Raw genomic sequence first — 14,929 nt, forward strand, 5'->3', positions numbered from 1 at the left:
CAATCAATCAAGCACGTGACTGACCAGTCCATCCGCCAATTTCGGTTCAAACCAGGTCGACTTGGGTGGCATGACTTCACCGGCATCCGCGACCGCCATCAGCTGCTCCATGCTCGTGGGAAAAAGCGAGAAGGCTACCACCATCTCACCGGAATCCACCCGTTGCTCCAAGCCGGAAAGACCTCGGATCCCGCCAACAAAATCGATTCGATTGTCACGGCGCGGATCGGAGATACCAAGAATCGGCTCAATCAGATTGTCTGCCAGAAGACTGACATCCAGACGCGCAACAGGATCACTGGGGATCTTCGCCGCATCGAGACGCAGGCGATACCACTGCCCATCCAGATACATGCCGAATTCACCACTCCGCTCGGGTTTTACGGCCTGATCACTGGTTTGCAATTGAAAAACCGCTTCAATGCGAGTGAGAAAAGTCTCTTTATCCAGCCCGTTCAGATCCTTCACAACCCTGTTGTAGTCGAGAATCTGCATCTGATTGTGCGGAAAGATGACACTCAGAAAGTAGTTGTAGGCCTCATCCCCGGTATGGCTGCTATTCGTCCCTTTCCTCGAAGCCGCCACCCTTGAACCGGCGGCTGATCGATGGTGGCCATCGGCAACATAGAGCGCCTCCATCCGATCAAATTCATGGGTCAGCGTAGCCACTTTCTCTTCATCATCCAACGGCCAGATCTCGTGCCTTACTCCATCTGCGGCAGTGACGTCCATCTCCGGGGGGGTCTGCGATATCTCATTGAGTAGGGCTTCCACGGCTGCGGCGCTCGGATAGACCAGAAAAACGGGACCCGTCTGGGCATTCAGGGCATCGATCTGACGCACCCGGTCATCCTCTTTCGCCGGGCGGGTGAATTCATGCTTTTTGATCCGGTCATGATCATAGGCCTCAACCGAAGCGGCGGCCACCAACCCTGTCTGTTGATGCTCCCCCATCGTCAGGCGGTAGACGTAGAAACAGGGCTGCTTGTCCCGAATGAGGATCCCCTCCCTTTCCATCTCCTTCAGATTCTCAGCGGCCTTGGCATAGACCTCGGGGGCATAGGGGTCGGTACCTTGCGGGAGATCTATTTCGGGCCTCGAAATATGCAGGAAGCTCCACGGACGGCCGTGGGCCATCTCTCTGGCCTCAGCCTCGTTCATGACATCATAGGGTGGCGCGGCGACATCGGCAGCCCGCCCTTCGGCAGGACGCAGTCCGGGAAATGCTCTGATCAGCGGCATGGGGATACTTCCTCAGGAATATGCGGTCGGTTATCAATCGATCCGATTATGAACGAGGGACGGATTGTTTCAAAAGAACAGCCGAACAATCAAGCTGAAAAGCCCCTCCGTGTAAGAAATGGCCTACGCTGATTTGAGATCAATCCTACATTTTTTTTAAGGTTAATCACTTAGAATTATAACTGTCGCATCAAGGAAGCAACGGATAGCAGGCTCGTACATGGATGTGCAAGGATCGAACCAATTGCCAACCAATCACTGCGACACGAGATCCTGGCGCCCAAGGATAGGGTGCCAGGGTTTTTTTTGCTTATAATACAGCAACATAAGGATTACTCGACGTCATACTCAATGACTTACCCCATGGCTCATATAGAGATCTGACATCACCGCACCCGATCCTCGACGCGCCACAAGTATTGATCCGGCTGGTCAAACGCCTCCCACAACTGGCTATAAGTTCGCCCTGAATGTGGGTGGAGTTCATCACCCGCCACATCAGACAGGGGCAGCAGGACGAATGCATATTTCACGATTTCATCCCGAGGCAACTGAATCGGCCCATCATCGACAATCTGATCGCCATACGTCAGCAGATCGATATCCAGGGTTCGTGAAGCAAACCTGTCCGGTGTTCGTCTTCTGCCGTGACGTGCTTCCAGCTTCCGCAACTCCACGACCAGCGCTCTCGGTGAAAGATCAGTGTAGATCCCCACAACCAGGTTATGAAAATTATCGCCTTCAAGCCCGACGGCCTCACTTTCATAAATAGGGGAGACCTGCAGTTCACCGAATAGTACCTCAAGATCGCGCAGGGCTCTGGGAATATGGTTCTCAGGCGCCATATTGCTGCCCAAACTCAACCAGGCATGTACACTCCCGCGATCAGTCACGCTGACCTCGTTCGATTATCACGCCTACATCCCGTGCGGCACTGACAGCGCCCACTTTGTTCAGGGTCAGGCGAACCCAAGGCACTCTGAATTCTTGCAGAACAATTCCGGCACACCGCTCCGCCAAGGTCTCGACCAGCTGAAATTCGCTCTCCCGGACATATGAGACAAGCCGTTTACTCACCGCTTTGTAATCGAGCGTATCTTCTATGTCATCAGTGGCCGCCGCTTTGGCGATATCGGCACCCATTTCGAGATCAAAAATCACCGTCTGCCTGATCTTACGCTCCCAATCATAGATTCCGATCACGGTATCGACACGCAGATCCCGGATGAAGACTATATCCATAAATATTGGCCATATTGTAAGTAAATGGCACATGGTAGAGGAGAATAGGCAATGAGCAAACCCCTCACGCAGGGCCAGGGTTCAGGGTATGAGCCATGTAACGCGGCTAAACCTTGTAATATAACCGGTTCTGTAACAACATGAGCCCGTCAAAACAAGCCTGATGCATGCATCTGCCAGAGCCCGAAGGCAATGAGCAGCAACTGGTGAAATCTCGCTGGGCATATCGTTTGACAGAATGGTGTAATTATTCATGCGTACACATGATCACTGACTCTCTACTCATACTTGGCGCCTATCTGCTGGGTTCCATTTCGAGCGCCATCATTGTCTGCCGCATCATGGGATTGCCCGATCCGAGAAGTCAGGGATCGAATAATCCGGGTGCCACCAATGTACTGCGTATCGGTGGCAAAAAGGCGGCAGCCATAACCCTGCTCGGTGATTCATTGAAGGGATTGCTGCCAATGGTTGCGGCTCATCTGCTAGGCGCCTCTGCACTGGTACTCGCCTTAACCGGGTTGGCAGCCTTTCTCGGTCATCTCTATCCCTTATTTTTCAGATTCAAGGGCGGTAAAGGGGTTGCAACCGCCCTGGGTGTGCAATTCGGTCTCCATTGGGGGATCGGATTGGCGGTTGCTTTGATCTGGTTATTCATTGCAAAAGTGGTCAATATCTCTTCACTCTCAGCGCTTGTCTCAATGGCGCTGGCACCGTTGATAGTCTGGGTGATCTGGCCAGAGACTGAACTGGTGGTGATGCAGATCGTAATGTCGTCGATTCTGTTTTGGCGACACCGATCCAATATTCAGAACCTGTTGCAGGGTGCGGAAGGGACCATTGCCAATCAAGATAACAGTGAAGACAAATAGGTGGAGCGATGCCGGAACTCGACATCATAGAGTATGCGAATCATATAACCTGTATAGACACCCATTATCAACGGCCCGAACTGGCTGCCTGTTATCTCGTGGAATCCGAGGGTGAAGCGGTATTTATAGATACCGGAACCAGTCATACTGTCCCCTATCTCATGGATGTCCTGGCGGCGAAAGGGATACAGCCATCACAGGTAAAATATGTCATACCGACTCATGTACACCTTGATCATGCCGGCGGCGCCGGGGAACTGATGCGCAGGTTGCCCAACGCATCCCTCGTAATCCACCCCTACGGCGCCAAACACATGATCGATCCTTCCAAATTGATCGCCGGTGCAACTGCGGTCTATGGCGAGGAACAATTCGAGCGGCAGTTCGGTAAGTTGACATCCATCCCCAAAGAGCGTGTCATCGAAGCACCGGATAACACGCGTCTGAGCTTCGGTAACAGGGAGTTGTTGATATTGGATACTCCCGGGCATGCCCGACACCATTTCTGTGTCTACGACGCCATGGGCCAGGCAATGTTCACCGGCGACACCTTCGGCCTGTCCTACCGGGAATTCGACACCGAGCATGGCCATTTCATCATGCCGACAACAACCCCTGTGCAATTCGATCCAGAGGCATGGCAAAGCACGCTGGAGAGATTGATTACACTGTCACCTGAACGTATCTACCTGACCCATTACGGTGAAATCGGGAGACCAAAGGAGATGGCTGAAAAGCTGAGCCGATATATCGAAGAGTTCGCGGCCATTGCCAGGGCATCCCGTGCGAACCCCGGGGAGGAGCGGGTTGTGGATATTCGCAACAGCTTGAAGGATTGGATGATGGATAAACTCAAGACCCATGGCTGCCGCCAATCTCCCGAAATCATCGAACAACGGATGTCAATGGATCTGAAGTTGGACGCCCAGGGTCTTGATGTATGGCTGACTCGCCTGGAGCAGGCTTAGAATACTAGGGCCTGTTTACACTAGTCCGATTAGCGCTAACAGGTCCTAGCAAGGTTTTGAACCGCTCTGGTCCCAGGCGAATGTACAGTCCAGCCTGGAGAGCACATAGATCATGCCCTGCTCTCCATCGCCGATCATCATCGACAGTGGAGAGTGCTTGTTGAATTTGTGGCTTCGCTGGCGCAGCCAACGTTTGCCCATGCTCGGATTGGAGGGATAGGTCGTGCGCAGCGCATCATCGATTCGCACAAGATATTCCACCCGCCTCATGACATCAGGGGTATCCGGTAGCGGTTTATTGTAGCGATACTGTGTAAAATGGCGCGCCTTTCCCTCTAAATCCAACAGTGCCATCATCTCTTCTGAGTGCAGGCCCCAGTTCTCGAACATATTCATCACACCCCGAGTAATGGCCAGTCGGTCATTCAAGGACCTGCTTGTACTGATATCTTGAGTAGTTGCCATAGCCCACCAATTCCCCACGAAATTACTTGGTTAAGGAGAATAGCACGATTTGCCTGCATAAACCCCGAAAATATTCAGGGTTTACTCCACAGTGCCTGCCACCATCGTTTGCGATTCTTCGGCACCATCGTGCCAGGCAGATCGACGGGTCGCAGCTTGCTCAATACCCAACCGGGTAGCGGCGGATTGTCGCTATATCCACAGGAGACGCCCAGATTATTCGGATCATAGATTTTGATGAAACCGGGTTGATCGAGATCGTCCGCATAAACGATGCCGCAATAGTCTTCTTCATGTTCGCTGCGCAACAGAACATCGATGCTATCGATGAACTTGAGAACCATATTGGCGTCAGCGGTGGAAGTCGGTGGCGGCTCGCCTATGGCGTAGATATACCACCCACCAGCGGCATCCTCTTTCAATACCTGCCACAAGACATCCAATTGATGCCATCTGAGGGTTGAAGTGAAACTCCCCCTGAAGGCTTGCAGATAAGCGTTCTGTTCATCCACGGAAGATACTTTGTTCATGTGATGGATTATGTCATTTGTGAGCTTTGATTGAAGTACCTTGAGATGTCTCTTTTGGGTTATTTAGCTATTGTTACGATATTGTCATTTTTTTATTAGGGCTTATAACAGCATTGGGTATAATGGAATTTTACACCCCCGGCTTGTGATATGAATAATGTTAGCAATACGCTGTTCGAGTCCGATCTAAACCTGAAGTTACTCAATCGCGGCAAGGTTCGCGATATCTATGAAGTGGATGAGGATCACCTGCTGATTGTCACTACAGATCGACTCTCAGCGTTTGATGTCGTATTGCCCCAACCCATACCCGGCAAGGGGGAAGTACTGACCAGAGTAGCCAACTTTTGGTTCAATCGCACCCGTCATATCGTACCCAACCATCTCAAGGATATCCCGCTGGAGAAGATTGTAACAGACCCACGACAGCGTGAGATTCTAGGGGATCGATGGATGCTGGTGCGCAAGCTGAAACCACTGCCTGTTGAAGCAATCGTCAGGGGCTACCTGATAGGATCCGGCTGGAAGGACTACCAACAGAACGGAAGTGTCTGTGGCATATCCCTGCCTGAAGGGTTGCAACAGGCCGCCATGCTCCCGGAACCAATCTTCACGCCTTCAACGAAGGCGGAGGTTGGGGATCATGATATGAATATTTCATTCGAGCAGGCTGAGGCACTGTTAGGAAAGGATGTTGCCTGTCAGGTTAGAGATCTGAGTCTGGATATCTACAAACAGGCGGCTGACTATGCCCTTGAAAGGGGTATTATCATCGCAGACACGAAATTTGAATTCGGTTTGGATGCTCAGGGCAGGGTCCATCTTATCGATGAAGTGTTGACGCCGGATTCATCCCGATTCTGGCCGGCAAGCTCGTATCGCCCGGGATGCAGCCCTCCCAGCTTCGATAAGCAGTTCGTAAGAGACTATCTGGAGACACTCGACTGGGATAAGACACCACCCGGACCTGAGCTACCCCAAGAGGTAATTGATAAAACAGCGGAAAAATACAAAGAGGCGGAAAAACGCCTGACTGGCGAATGGCGAGAAGAGTAGCTCAATAACGAATTTTGTTCGTGCCGGGCTTCAATTTTTCTGTTGTCTTGCCGATTCTCTTGATAACCAAGCTAACTGTTTGTTGCATGATTGTGATTGAAACTAAATCAACCCGATTCAGCTATTGTGGTATAAAGTTTTGTCTGGTATGACAGCAATCAATATTAAATCCGCCAGGGTGGTCATCTATACCACGCTGAGATGTCCCCATTGCCAGCATCTGAAACGTTGGCTAAAGAGGAATAAGGTTCCTTTTTTAGACTTCAATGTGGGCAAACCTGGAAAAATGCAGAAACAGTTTTTTGAGATCGGTGGGCAAACCGTACCTCTGATCGTTATCGGTAATAATAAGTTTGTCGGCTTCAATCCCAATCAACTCAAGAAAGTACTGCAAAGAGAAGGCTTGTTATAGGGGCGAGACGTAGCTACGTCACAGCAGAATGACAAAGGGGGCTATCGCCCCCTTTTTATTTCTCGACTCACTGCTCAATCGGATCAGTTGACCTTAGGGTCGAGTTCGCCGCTCTCATAACGATTTTGCATATCTTCCAGCGAGATCGGTACGATCTTGTCAGCCATACCCGCCGAGCCAAAGGCTTCATAACGCGCCTTACAGATCTCCGACATCGCCTTGGTGGCTTCCTTGAGGAACTTCCGCGGATCGAAGTTGGACCTGTTGTCGTGCAGATGCTTACGGATAGAGCCGGTCGATGCCATGCGCAGATCGGTGTCAATATTGACCTTGCGTACACCATGCTTGATACCTTCGGCGATCTCCTCCACAGGCACGCCATAGGTCTCACCCATATCGCCGCCATACTCATTGATGATCGCCAGCCAGTCCTGCGGCACCGAAGAGGAACCGTGCATGACCAGATGGGTGTCAGGAATACGCGCATGGATCTCCTTCACCCGATCGATGGCCAGGATATCGCCCGTGGGGGGGCGGGTGAACTTGTAGGCGCCGTGGGATGTCCCAATCGCAATCGCCAGGGCGTCCACACCTGTCTTCTTGACGAAATCGGCCGCTTCATCGGGATCGGTCAACAGCTGGCTGTGATCGAGCGTGCCCTCGGCACCCACGCCATCCTCTTCACCGGCCTGACCGGTTTCAAGGGATCCCAGACAACCCAGTTCGCCCTCAACGGAGACACCACCGGCGTGGGCCATTGCGACCACGGTTTTGGTCACATCCACATTGTATTCGTATGACGAGGGTGTTTTGCCGTCGCTCATCAATGATCCGTCCATCATAACTGAAGAGAAACCCGATTGAATGGAACGCAGGCAGACTGAGGGTGATGTACCGTGATCCTGGTGCATACAGACCGGGATGTGCGGATACATCTCAGTTGCGGCAATGATCAGGTGACGCAGGAAAGGTTCTCCCGCATAGGAGCGAGCTCCGGCGGAACCCTGCAGGATAACAGGACTTTTGGCCGCGTCTGCAGCCTGCATGATGGCATGCACCTGTTCCATATTGTTGACATTGAACGCCGGCAAACCGTAGCCGTTTTCCGCAGCATGGTCGAGAAGTTGGCGCAGGGATATCAGAGCCATGATAGCCTCCTTAGTTATGTGTCTATAGTAATTTCAACTGTCGATGACCCCGCCAGACGACGTCACCTTTTAATCGTGTCTTCAGCGAGAACATGCTCACCGACGCGCATCACTTTCATAATATTGGTTTGACCCTCCACACCGGAGCGATCACCCTTGGTGATAATCACCAAGTCACTTTCACGAACCTCACCGCGTCTCAGCAGTTCATCGATCACTTCTTCGTTCACCTTATCGACATTTGTACTGGCAACGTCAAAACTCACCGGGTAGACACCGCGGTAGAGGGTGACCTTGCGTCTTGTACGCACATGACGCGTCAAAGCATAAATGGGGATATCGGAACTGATACGAGACATCCACTTCACTGTGGAGCCCGATTCCGTTAGTGCGGCGATCCCTTTCACACCCAAGTGATTGGCAGTATACATGGTCGCCATCGCAATCGATTCGTCGACACGGCCAAACACACTATCGATCCTATGATGCGAACGTCGTGCGGTTTGATGTTTTTCCGCCTCTGAACAGACCCGGTCCATCGCTTCGATGACCTTGTGCGGATACTTGCCCACCGAGGTTTCGGCAGAGAGCATCACCGCATCTGTGCCATCCATGACCGCATTCGCCACATCGAACACTTCGGCCCGCGTGGGTATGGGATTCTCGATCATCGACTGCATCATCTGGGTGGCGGTGATAACCACGCAATTCATCCCGCGCGCGGTCTTGATCAGCTCCTTCTGCACCGCTGGCAGCTCCGCATCGCCGATCTCAACACCCAGATCGCCACGGGCAACCATAATGGCATCGGAAGACTTGATAATCTCCTCGAGGCTGTCCAGTGCTTCGGCACGCTCGATCTTGGCGATGATACCACCGGTCCCACCCGCCTCATCCAAGAGACGGCGTGCCTCCTTCACGTCCTCTCCATTACGTACAAAGGAGACGGCAAGATAGTCGACATCGATTTCAGCCGCAAATCTGATATCGCTCCTGTCCTTATCGGTCAATGCCGGCGCAGAAAGCCCGCCACCCTGCTTGTTGATGCCCTTGTTGTTGGAAAGCCTGCCACCGACAATCACCTTGCAACGAATCTCGTCACCTTCCACCTCGGAGACCCAAAGCACAATTGCGCCATCATCCAATAACAGGGTATCGCCACGAGCGACATCCCCCACCAGTTGCGGATAGGTCAATCCGACCCGCTGCTGATCACCTGCATCCAGTGCACAGCCGGCATCGAGCATGAAGATGTCGTCTTCACTCAGATTGATTGCACCCGACTTGAATCGGCCGATACGTATCTTCGGTCCTTGCAGATCGGCCAAAACACCAATCTGCCGTCCACAGGCACGTGCCCGATTACGTATTCTCTCAGCCCGCTGGCGCTGGGCATCATGATGATCATGGGATAGATTGAGACGAACCACATCCACCCCTGCATGGATGATGTCGTCAAGGATCTTTGGATCATCCGTCGCCGGTCCCAGGGTTGCAACAATTTTTGTTCGTCTTGGCATAAAAATCCAGCTACATGCTCAACGCATGAATAAACCGGCTGAACTGCTGCTCAACCGTTTTCGATCGATGCTCCAGTTACACAGCTGCACGCGCTTCAAGCATTGCCACTGCAGGCAGAGTCTTACCTTCCAGGTATTCAAGAAAGGCGCCACCCGCTGTGGAGATATAAGAAACCTTGTCGTATATATCGTACTTTTGAATGGCGGCAATGGTGTCGCCACCACCGGCTAGGGAGAAACCGTCGGAATCGGCAATCGCCATGGATACGGTTTTGGTACCCTCGCCAAACTGATCGAATTCGAAAACACCAACCGGTCCATTCCAGACGATGGTGCCGGCCCGCTTGATGATATCAGCCAGTTCATTGGCGCTATCCGGCCCGATGTCGAAGATCATTTCATCGTCTTCGACCTCACCCGCCGACTTCAATACGGCAGGCTCATCTTCCGCAAAGTTTTTGCCTACCACCACATCGGTGGCAATCGGAATAATCGCACCGCGCGACTTCATCTTTTCGATCAATGCCTGTGCTGTCGGCACCAGGTCGTCCTCGCACAGGGATTTTCCCACGTTGTGCCCGGTCGCCTTGAGGAAGGTATTGGCAATACCGCCACCCACCACCAGTTGATCCACCTTTTCTGACAGAGCCTCGAGCACGGTTAGCTTGGTGGAGACCTTGGAACCACCCACAATCGCCACCATCGGCCGGGCAGGGTTGGCCAGAGCCTTGGCGAGATTATCCAATTCATCGGCCAGCAACAGGCCGGCACAGGCTGTCGGTGCAAACTTGCCGGCGCCATGGGTGGAGGCCTGGGCGCGGTGGGCGGTGCCGAAGGCATCCATCACGAAGACGTCGCAGAGGGCGGCATACTTCTTTGCCAGCTCCTCGTTGTCTTTCTTCTCACCGCTGTTGAAGCGGACGTTCTCGAACAACACCACCTCGCCTTCCGCCACCTCGGGCGCGCTCTGCAGATAATCCTTGACCAGACGGACCGTCTTACCGAGCTTGGCGCTCATGTTATCGGCGATCGGCTGCATGGAGTTCTCGGCATCCACCTCTCCCTCTGTGGGGCGACCGCGATGAGACATCACCTGTACCCTGGCACCCGACTTTACGCAGTGCTCGATTGTAGGCATGGAGGCGGTAATTCGGGCATCCGACGTGACTTTACCGTCTTTGACGGGAACATTGAGATCGGCGCGAATCAAGACACGCTTGCCGGCGAGGTCGAGGTCGGTCAACTTGATGAAAGACATTAGGAACTCCTAGGTCGATTCTAATTTTTCAGTGTGAATTTTGAATTATGAACTCATGACATCGTCAGTCGATGCATTGAAAGCAGGTAAGTTCATATTTCAAAATTCGCCGTACTGCAACATGGGACGGTGTTTAACCGCCCCATGCTGAGCAGTCTTACTAGGCCACGTGCTCGACCATGCGCAGCATGTTGCAGGTATAGCCGTACTCGTTGTCGTACCAAGAGACTACCTTGACGAAGGTATCGTCCAGCATGATGCCGGCGCCCGCATCGAAGATGGAGGGGGTACCGCGACCGCGGAAATCGGTGGAGACCACCTTCTCCTCGGTGTAGTCCAGAACACCGGCCAGATCACCCGACTCGGAAGCGGCCTTCATGGCGGCACAGATATCGTCATAGCTGGCGCCGCTGTTCAGCTCCACGGTCAGGTCGACCACGGAAACGTCGGAAGTGGGCACGCGGAAGGCCATGCCGGTCAGCTTACCGTTCAGCTCGGGCAGCACCTTGCCCACCGCCTTGGCGGCACCGGTGGAAGACGGAATGATGTTCTCCAGGATACCGCGACCGCCGCGCCAGTCCTTCATCGAGGGGCCGTCAACGGTCTTCTGGGTGGCGGTGGCTGCATGCACGGTGGTCATCAGGCCACGCTTGATGCCCCACTTGTCGTTCAACACCTTGGCCACCGGCGCCAGGCAGTTGGTGGTACAGGAAGCGGCGGAGACAATGGCCTGCCCGTTATAGTCATTGTGGTTGACACCGTAGACGAACATCGGCGTGGCGTCTTTGGAAGGGGCACTCTGTACCACCTTCTTGGCGCCTGCATCGATGTGCTTCTGGCAGGTCTCCTCGGTGAGGAAAAAGCCGGTGCATTCAATGACCAGGTCGGCACCGATCTCATCCCATTTCAGGTTCGCCGGATCACGCTCAGCCGTGAGACGGATATTCTTGCCGTTGACAACCATGTTGCTGCCGTCCACCGCAACATCGCCTGGGAAATTACCGTGCACTGAATCGTATTTCAGCATGTAGGCCAGGTAGTCAGGTTCCAGAAGATCATTGATACCAACGACTTCGATACCAGGGAAATCTTTGGCGATAGCGCGGAACGCCATACGACCGATACGACCAAAACCATTGATGCCTACTTTGATAGTCATTTCAGTTCTCCGTTTATAGCTATGTAGAGTTGTAATCTAAATTGAATCGTTCACTCACGGGTGCCCACGGCACCCGTTCGTTTGTTATCAGGCAGAAACCTCGTTGATGGCAGCAGCCACTTTTTCAGCGGTGAAGCCAAACGCTTTGAACAGTTCTCCAGCCGGTGCCGATTCACCAAATCGATTGATACCTATCACCTTGCCGTTGAGGCCGACGTATTTATACCAGCCATCGGTGACTGCAGCTTCCACAGCCACACGCGCGGTCACATTCGAGGGCAATACCGACTCTTTGTAGGCGGCTTCCTGTTCATCAAACAGTTTGGTATTCGGCATGGAGACCACACGCACATTCTTGCCGGAATCGGCAGCGGCCTGAATGGCGATGCCCACTTCCGATCCGGTTGCGATAACGATCGCATCGGGGGTACCGTCGCAATCACTGATCACATAGCCACCCTTTGCGATATTCGCAATCTGCTCGTCGCTACGTTCCTGGTGTGCCAGGCCCTGGCGGGAAAAGATCAATGAGGAAGGTCCGTCTTTCTTCTCAATGGCGGCCTTCCAGGCGACGGCCGTTTCGACGCCGTCGCAGGGACGCCATACATCCATGTTCGGAATCATGCGCAGGGTTGGAATCTGCTCGATCGGCTGATGAGTGGGGCCGTCCTCGCCCAGACCGATGGAATCGTGGGTATAGACAAAGATCGAGCGTAATTTCATCAATGCAGCCATGCGTAATGCATTACGGGCATATTCGGAGAACATCAGGAAAGTGCCGCCATAGGGGATGAATCCACCGTGCAGTGCGACACCGTTCATGATTGCGGACATGCCAAACTCACGCACACCGTATGAGAGATAGTTACCGTCGGCGTTGCCATCGGTGATCGAGCTCGATCCGGACCAGGCGGTCAGGTTCGAGGGGGTCAGGTCGGCCGACCCACCCATAAATTCAGGCAACAGGGGACCATAACCGTTGAGTGCGTTTTGCGATGCCTTACGGGTTGCCGGCGATTCTGCCTTGGCGTTGACCTCAGCGATGAATTTGGCGACCTCCTCATCCCAGTTTGCGGGCAGATCACCCCCCATGCGCCGCTTGAATTCCGCCGCGAGTTCCGGATTGGCCCCGGCATAGGCCGTAAACTTATCATTCCATGCGTTTTCGGCACCGGCGCCTGCATCCTTCGCATCCCAGCCCGCATAGATCTCATCAGGAACCACGAACGGCTCATGCGACCAACCCAGCTGTTCCCGGGTGGCGGCGATTTCATCATCACCCAATGGGGCGCCATGACAGTCATGACTACCCGCCAGATTGGGCGAACCGAATCCGATGGTGGTCTTGCAGCAGATCAGTGACGGCTTGTCGCTCATCGACTTGGCTGCCTCAATCGCCTGATCCACGGCATCCGCATCATGGCCGTCCACATTGCGAATCACATGCCAGCCATAGGATTCGAAACGGCTAGGCGTATCATCGGTAAACCAACCTTCGGTCTCACCGTCGATGCTGATACCGTTGTCATCCCAGAAAGCGATCAGCTTGCCCAGACCCAGGGTACCCGCCAGTGAGCAGGCTTCATGTGAAATACCCTCCATCATGCAGCCGTCACCGAGAAATGCATAGGTGTTGTGGTCAACGATCTCATGACCTGGCTTGTTGAATTGTGCTGCAAGGGTTTTTTCGGCCAGGGCCATACCAACCGCATTGGTGATACCTTGTCCCAGCGGTCCGGTGGTTGTCTCAACACCCGGTGCATAACCGTACTCCGGGTGACCCGGGGTCTTGGAGTGCAGCTGGCGGAAACTCTTCAGGTCATCGATACTCAATCCATAGCCGGTCAGGTGCAGCAGTGAATAGATAAGCATTGAACCATGACCGTTGGAGAGAACAAAGCGGTCGCGATCCGCCCACTCCGGATTGGCCGGATTGTGCTTCATGTGGTTGTTCCACAGCACCTCTGCGATATCGGCCATACCCATGGGCGCACCAGGATGACCCGAATTGGCTTTCTGTACGGCATCCATACTCAGGGCACGTATGGCATTGGCGAGTTCTCTTCGTGAGGACATTGACCCCTCCTGATTAGAAAAAGTTAGTAATCTGTATCTGTCGGATAAAAGTTATTGTGTGGCAAGCCACTGAATTCGTTATCAATAAACCCCATTTTCACACCCCTACGCATTGATATTTATCGGTGTACCGGGATGTTGACCCCTATTGCATAACCGAAGTCCGGAAGGGCAAAAGGTGAGCTATTCTGACCCAAGCCCCCTATCTGGGCAAAGCAGCTGACTTTACGGGGCAATAAGCTGGCTTGATGAATAAACCCTAATATCCTAATAAACAATGCAGTTTCAAGTAGTTGGCTCTTCTCTCCACTTGATTGAGCAACCCATGCTGGGTATTTGCTCCTGCGGTCCATGACCCGTCTCAGCCACCAATTTCATGGCTTCATAGAGATCCCGCCGCACATCTGAGGGAGCTGTCTCTTTGCGACTCTCATCCAGACGGCCACGATACTGCAGCTCCAGCGCCGCATTGTAGCCAAAGAAGTCGGGGGTACAGACGGCGCCATAGGCCTTGGCGACGGCCTGGGTCTCATCAAACAGATAGGGAAAGGGATAACCCATTTGCTTGGCAACCCGTTGCATATTTTCGAATGAGTCCTCTGCATATTCGGCAGGATCGTTCGACATGATTGCCACAGTATTGATGCCAAGTTGAGCTAACTCTTTGGTATCCCGAACAATCCTCTGCTGCACAGCCTTGACATACGGACAGTGATTACAGATGAACATCACCAGTAAACCGCGCTCACCAGCACACTGCTGCAGGGACCAATCCCGGCCGTCGACACCCGGTAAATTAAAATCCGGGGCGGGTGCGCCAAAGTCGCATATTGGGGTTTGTAAGGAAACCATCATTGATCCCTTTAATACTATGAATTGATTGTGGGGTGGGGCATTATGCAAAAAGCAGGCTGATGTGTAAAATCCCGATTTCTCCTGTAGCTGACACAATCTGTTCACAGCTCGAGATCCGGCATCGTG

The 14,929-nt window shown here is 53.1% G+C and carries 15 protein-coding genes; 4 read left to right on the forward strand and 11 right to left on the reverse strand.

Features of this window, described 5'->3' with window-relative positions; translation table 11 throughout:
• Positions 1 to 3: 3 nt before the first annotated feature.
• From AB8516_RS08865 to folB, 3 genes are all read right to left on the reverse strand, one after another.
• A complete protein-coding gene (locus AB8516_RS08865; RefSeq protein WP_369159941.1) occupies positions 4 to 1,242 on the reverse strand; it encodes a DUF1015 domain-containing protein in 1,239 nt (412 codons plus the stop codon).
• A 386-nt stretch (positions 1,243 to 1,628) separates the two neighbouring features.
• Positions 1,629 to 2,135, reverse strand: coding sequence for a 2-amino-4-hydroxy-6-hydroxymethyldihydropteridine diphosphokinase (folK, locus tag AB8516_RS08870; RefSeq protein ID WP_369159943.1), 507 nt, complete (start codon positions 2,133 to 2,135; stop codon positions 1,629 to 1,631).
• Positions 2,128 to 2,484, reverse strand: coding sequence for a dihydroneopterin aldolase (gene folB / locus AB8516_RS08875; protein ID WP_108292205.1), 357 nt, complete (start codon positions 2,482 to 2,484; stop codon positions 2,128 to 2,130). Before folB ends, folK begins: the two co-directional genes overlap by 8 nt.
• A gap of 263 nt (positions 2,485 to 2,747) precedes the next feature.
• Here folB and plsY point away from each other — a divergent pair, with 263 nt between their 5' ends.
• Both plsY and AB8516_RS08885 read left to right on the forward strand, forming a co-directional pair.
• Positions 2,748 to 3,356 carry a glycerol-3-phosphate 1-O-acyltransferase PlsY gene (plsY, locus tag AB8516_RS08880; protein ID WP_369159946.1) on the forward strand — a complete coding sequence of 203 codons (609 nt, stop codon included), beginning with the start codon at positions 2,748 to 2,750 and terminating at the stop codon, positions 3,354 to 3,356.
• A gap of 8 nt (positions 3,357 to 3,364) precedes the next feature.
• Positions 3,365 to 4,324: an MBL fold metallo-hydrolase gene (locus tag AB8516_RS08885; RefSeq protein WP_369159948.1), complete on the forward strand. Its 960-nt coding sequence runs from the start codon at positions 3,365 to 3,367 to the stop codon at positions 4,322 to 4,324.
• Positions 4,325 to 4,369: 45 nt separating this feature from the next.
• Here the strand turns inward: AB8516_RS08885 and AB8516_RS08890 are convergent, their stop codons facing one another.
• Both AB8516_RS08890 and AB8516_RS08895 read right to left on the reverse strand, forming a co-directional pair.
• Positions 4,370 to 4,789: a DUF2384 domain-containing protein gene (locus AB8516_RS08890; RefSeq protein ID WP_108340475.1), complete on the reverse strand. Its 420-nt coding sequence runs from the start codon at positions 4,787 to 4,789 to the stop codon at positions 4,370 to 4,372.
• 74 nt (positions 4,790 to 4,863) lie between these two features.
• Complete coding sequence (locus AB8516_RS08895; RefSeq protein ID WP_369159951.1) at positions 4,864 to 5,319, reverse strand: hypothetical protein; 456 nt, start codon at positions 5,317 to 5,319, stop codon at positions 4,864 to 4,866.
• A gap of 150 nt (positions 5,320 to 5,469) precedes the next feature.
• Between AB8516_RS08895 and AB8516_RS08900 the strand changes: the two genes are divergently transcribed.
• Entirely contained in the window at positions 5,470 to 6,375 is a 906-nt protein-coding gene (locus tag AB8516_RS08900) for a phosphoribosylaminoimidazolesuccinocarboxamide synthase (protein WP_369159953.1), read from the forward strand.
• 148 nt (positions 6,376 to 6,523) lie between these two features.
• Complete coding sequence (locus AB8516_RS08905; RefSeq protein ID WP_108292213.1) at positions 6,524 to 6,787, forward strand: glutaredoxin domain-containing protein; 264 nt, start codon at positions 6,524 to 6,526, stop codon at positions 6,785 to 6,787.
• Positions 6,788 to 6,870: 83 nt separating this feature from the next.
• Here the strand turns inward: AB8516_RS08905 and fba are convergent, their stop codons facing one another.
• The 6 genes from fba to AB8516_RS08935 form a co-directional block, all read right to left on the reverse strand.
• Positions 6,871 to 7,935: a class II fructose-bisphosphate aldolase gene (gene fba / locus AB8516_RS08910; protein ID WP_108292215.1), complete on the reverse strand. Its 1,065-nt coding sequence runs from the start codon at positions 7,933 to 7,935 to the stop codon at positions 6,871 to 6,873.
• 62 nt (positions 7,936 to 7,997) lie between these two features.
• Complete coding sequence (gene pyk, locus AB8516_RS08915) at positions 7,998 to 9,455, reverse strand: pyruvate kinase (RefSeq protein WP_369159956.1); 1,458 nt, start codon at positions 9,453 to 9,455, stop codon at positions 7,998 to 8,000.
• Positions 9,456 to 9,531: 76 nt separating this feature from the next.
• Complete coding sequence (locus AB8516_RS08920) at positions 9,532 to 10,713, reverse strand: phosphoglycerate kinase (protein WP_369159958.1); 1,182 nt, start codon at positions 10,711 to 10,713, stop codon at positions 9,532 to 9,534.
• Between the two features lie 160 nt (positions 10,714 to 10,873).
• The gene (gap, locus tag AB8516_RS08925) at positions 10,874 to 11,872 is read right to left on the reverse strand and encodes a type I glyceraldehyde-3-phosphate dehydrogenase (protein WP_069122069.1); all 999 of its coding nucleotides are present in this window, start codon (positions 11,870 to 11,872) and stop codon (positions 10,874 to 10,876) included.
• An 87-nt stretch (positions 11,873 to 11,959) separates the two neighbouring features.
• Positions 11,960 to 13,948 (reverse strand): transketolase, encoded by a 1,989-nt coding sequence (gene tkt / locus AB8516_RS08930; RefSeq protein WP_369159961.1) that lies wholly within the window; start codon positions 13,946 to 13,948, stop codon positions 11,960 to 11,962.
• Positions 13,949 to 14,233: 285 nt separating this feature from the next.
• Positions 14,234 to 14,800, reverse strand: a complete 567-nt coding sequence (locus AB8516_RS08935; RefSeq protein WP_369163250.1) for a thioredoxin family protein — start codon at positions 14,798 to 14,800, stop codon at positions 14,234 to 14,236.
• Between the last annotated feature and the right edge of the window lie 129 nt (positions 14,801 to 14,929).

Source organism: Candidatus Thiodiazotropha sp. LNASS1, from assembly GCF_964212655.1.
Lineage (GTDB): Bacteria > Pseudomonadota > Gammaproteobacteria > Chromatiales > Chromatiaceae > Thiodiazotropha.

Excerpts from the sequence above, each read along its gene's own strand:
- AB8516_RS08895 (WP_369159951.1), bottom strand. The coding sequence starts at position 5,319 with ATGAACAAAGTATCTTCCGTGGATGAACAGAACGCTTATCTGCAAGCC.
- gap (WP_069122069.1), bottom strand. The coding sequence starts at position 11,872 with ATGACTATCAAAGTAGGCATCAATGGTTTTGGTCGTATCGGTCGTATG.
- AB8516_RS08935 (WP_369163250.1), bottom strand. The coding sequence starts at position 14,800 with ATGGTTTCCTTACAAACCCCAATATGCGACTTTGGCGCACCCGCCCCG.
- AB8516_RS08905 (WP_108292213.1), top strand. The coding sequence starts at position 6,524 with ATGACAGCAATCAATATTAAATCCGCCAGGGTGGTCATCTATACCACG.
- tkt (WP_369159961.1), bottom strand. The coding sequence starts at position 13,948 with ATGTCCTCACGAAGAGAACTCGCCAATGCCATACGTGCCCTGAGTATG.
- folB (WP_108292205.1), bottom strand. The coding sequence starts at position 2,484 with ATGGATATAGTCTTCATCCGGGATCTGCGTGTCGATACCGTGATCGGA.
- AB8516_RS08885 (WP_369159948.1), top strand. The coding sequence starts at position 3,365 with ATGCCGGAACTCGACATCATAGAGTATGCGAATCATATAACCTGTATA.
- AB8516_RS08865 (WP_369159941.1), bottom strand. The coding sequence starts at position 1,242 with ATGCCGCTGATCAGAGCATTTCCCGGACTGCGTCCTGCCGAAGGGCGG.
- pyk (WP_369159956.1), bottom strand. The coding sequence starts at position 9,455 with ATGCCAAGACGAACAAAAATTGTTGCAACCCTGGGACCGGCGACGGAT.
- AB8516_RS08890 (WP_108340475.1), bottom strand. The coding sequence starts at position 4,789 with ATGGCAACTACTCAAGATATCAGTACAAGCAGGTCCTTGAATGACCGA.
- fba (WP_108292215.1), bottom strand. The coding sequence starts at position 7,935 with ATGGCTCTGATATCCCTGCGCCAACTTCTCGACCATGCTGCGGAAAAC.
- plsY (WP_369159946.1), top strand. The coding sequence starts at position 2,748 with ATGATCACTGACTCTCTACTCATACTTGGCGCCTATCTGCTGGGTTCC.
- AB8516_RS08920 (WP_369159958.1), bottom strand. The coding sequence starts at position 10,713 with ATGTCTTTCATCAAGTTGACCGACCTCGACCTCGCCGGCAAGCGTGTC.
- AB8516_RS08900 (WP_369159953.1), top strand. The coding sequence starts at position 5,470 with ATGAATAATGTTAGCAATACGCTGTTCGAGTCCGATCTAAACCTGAAG.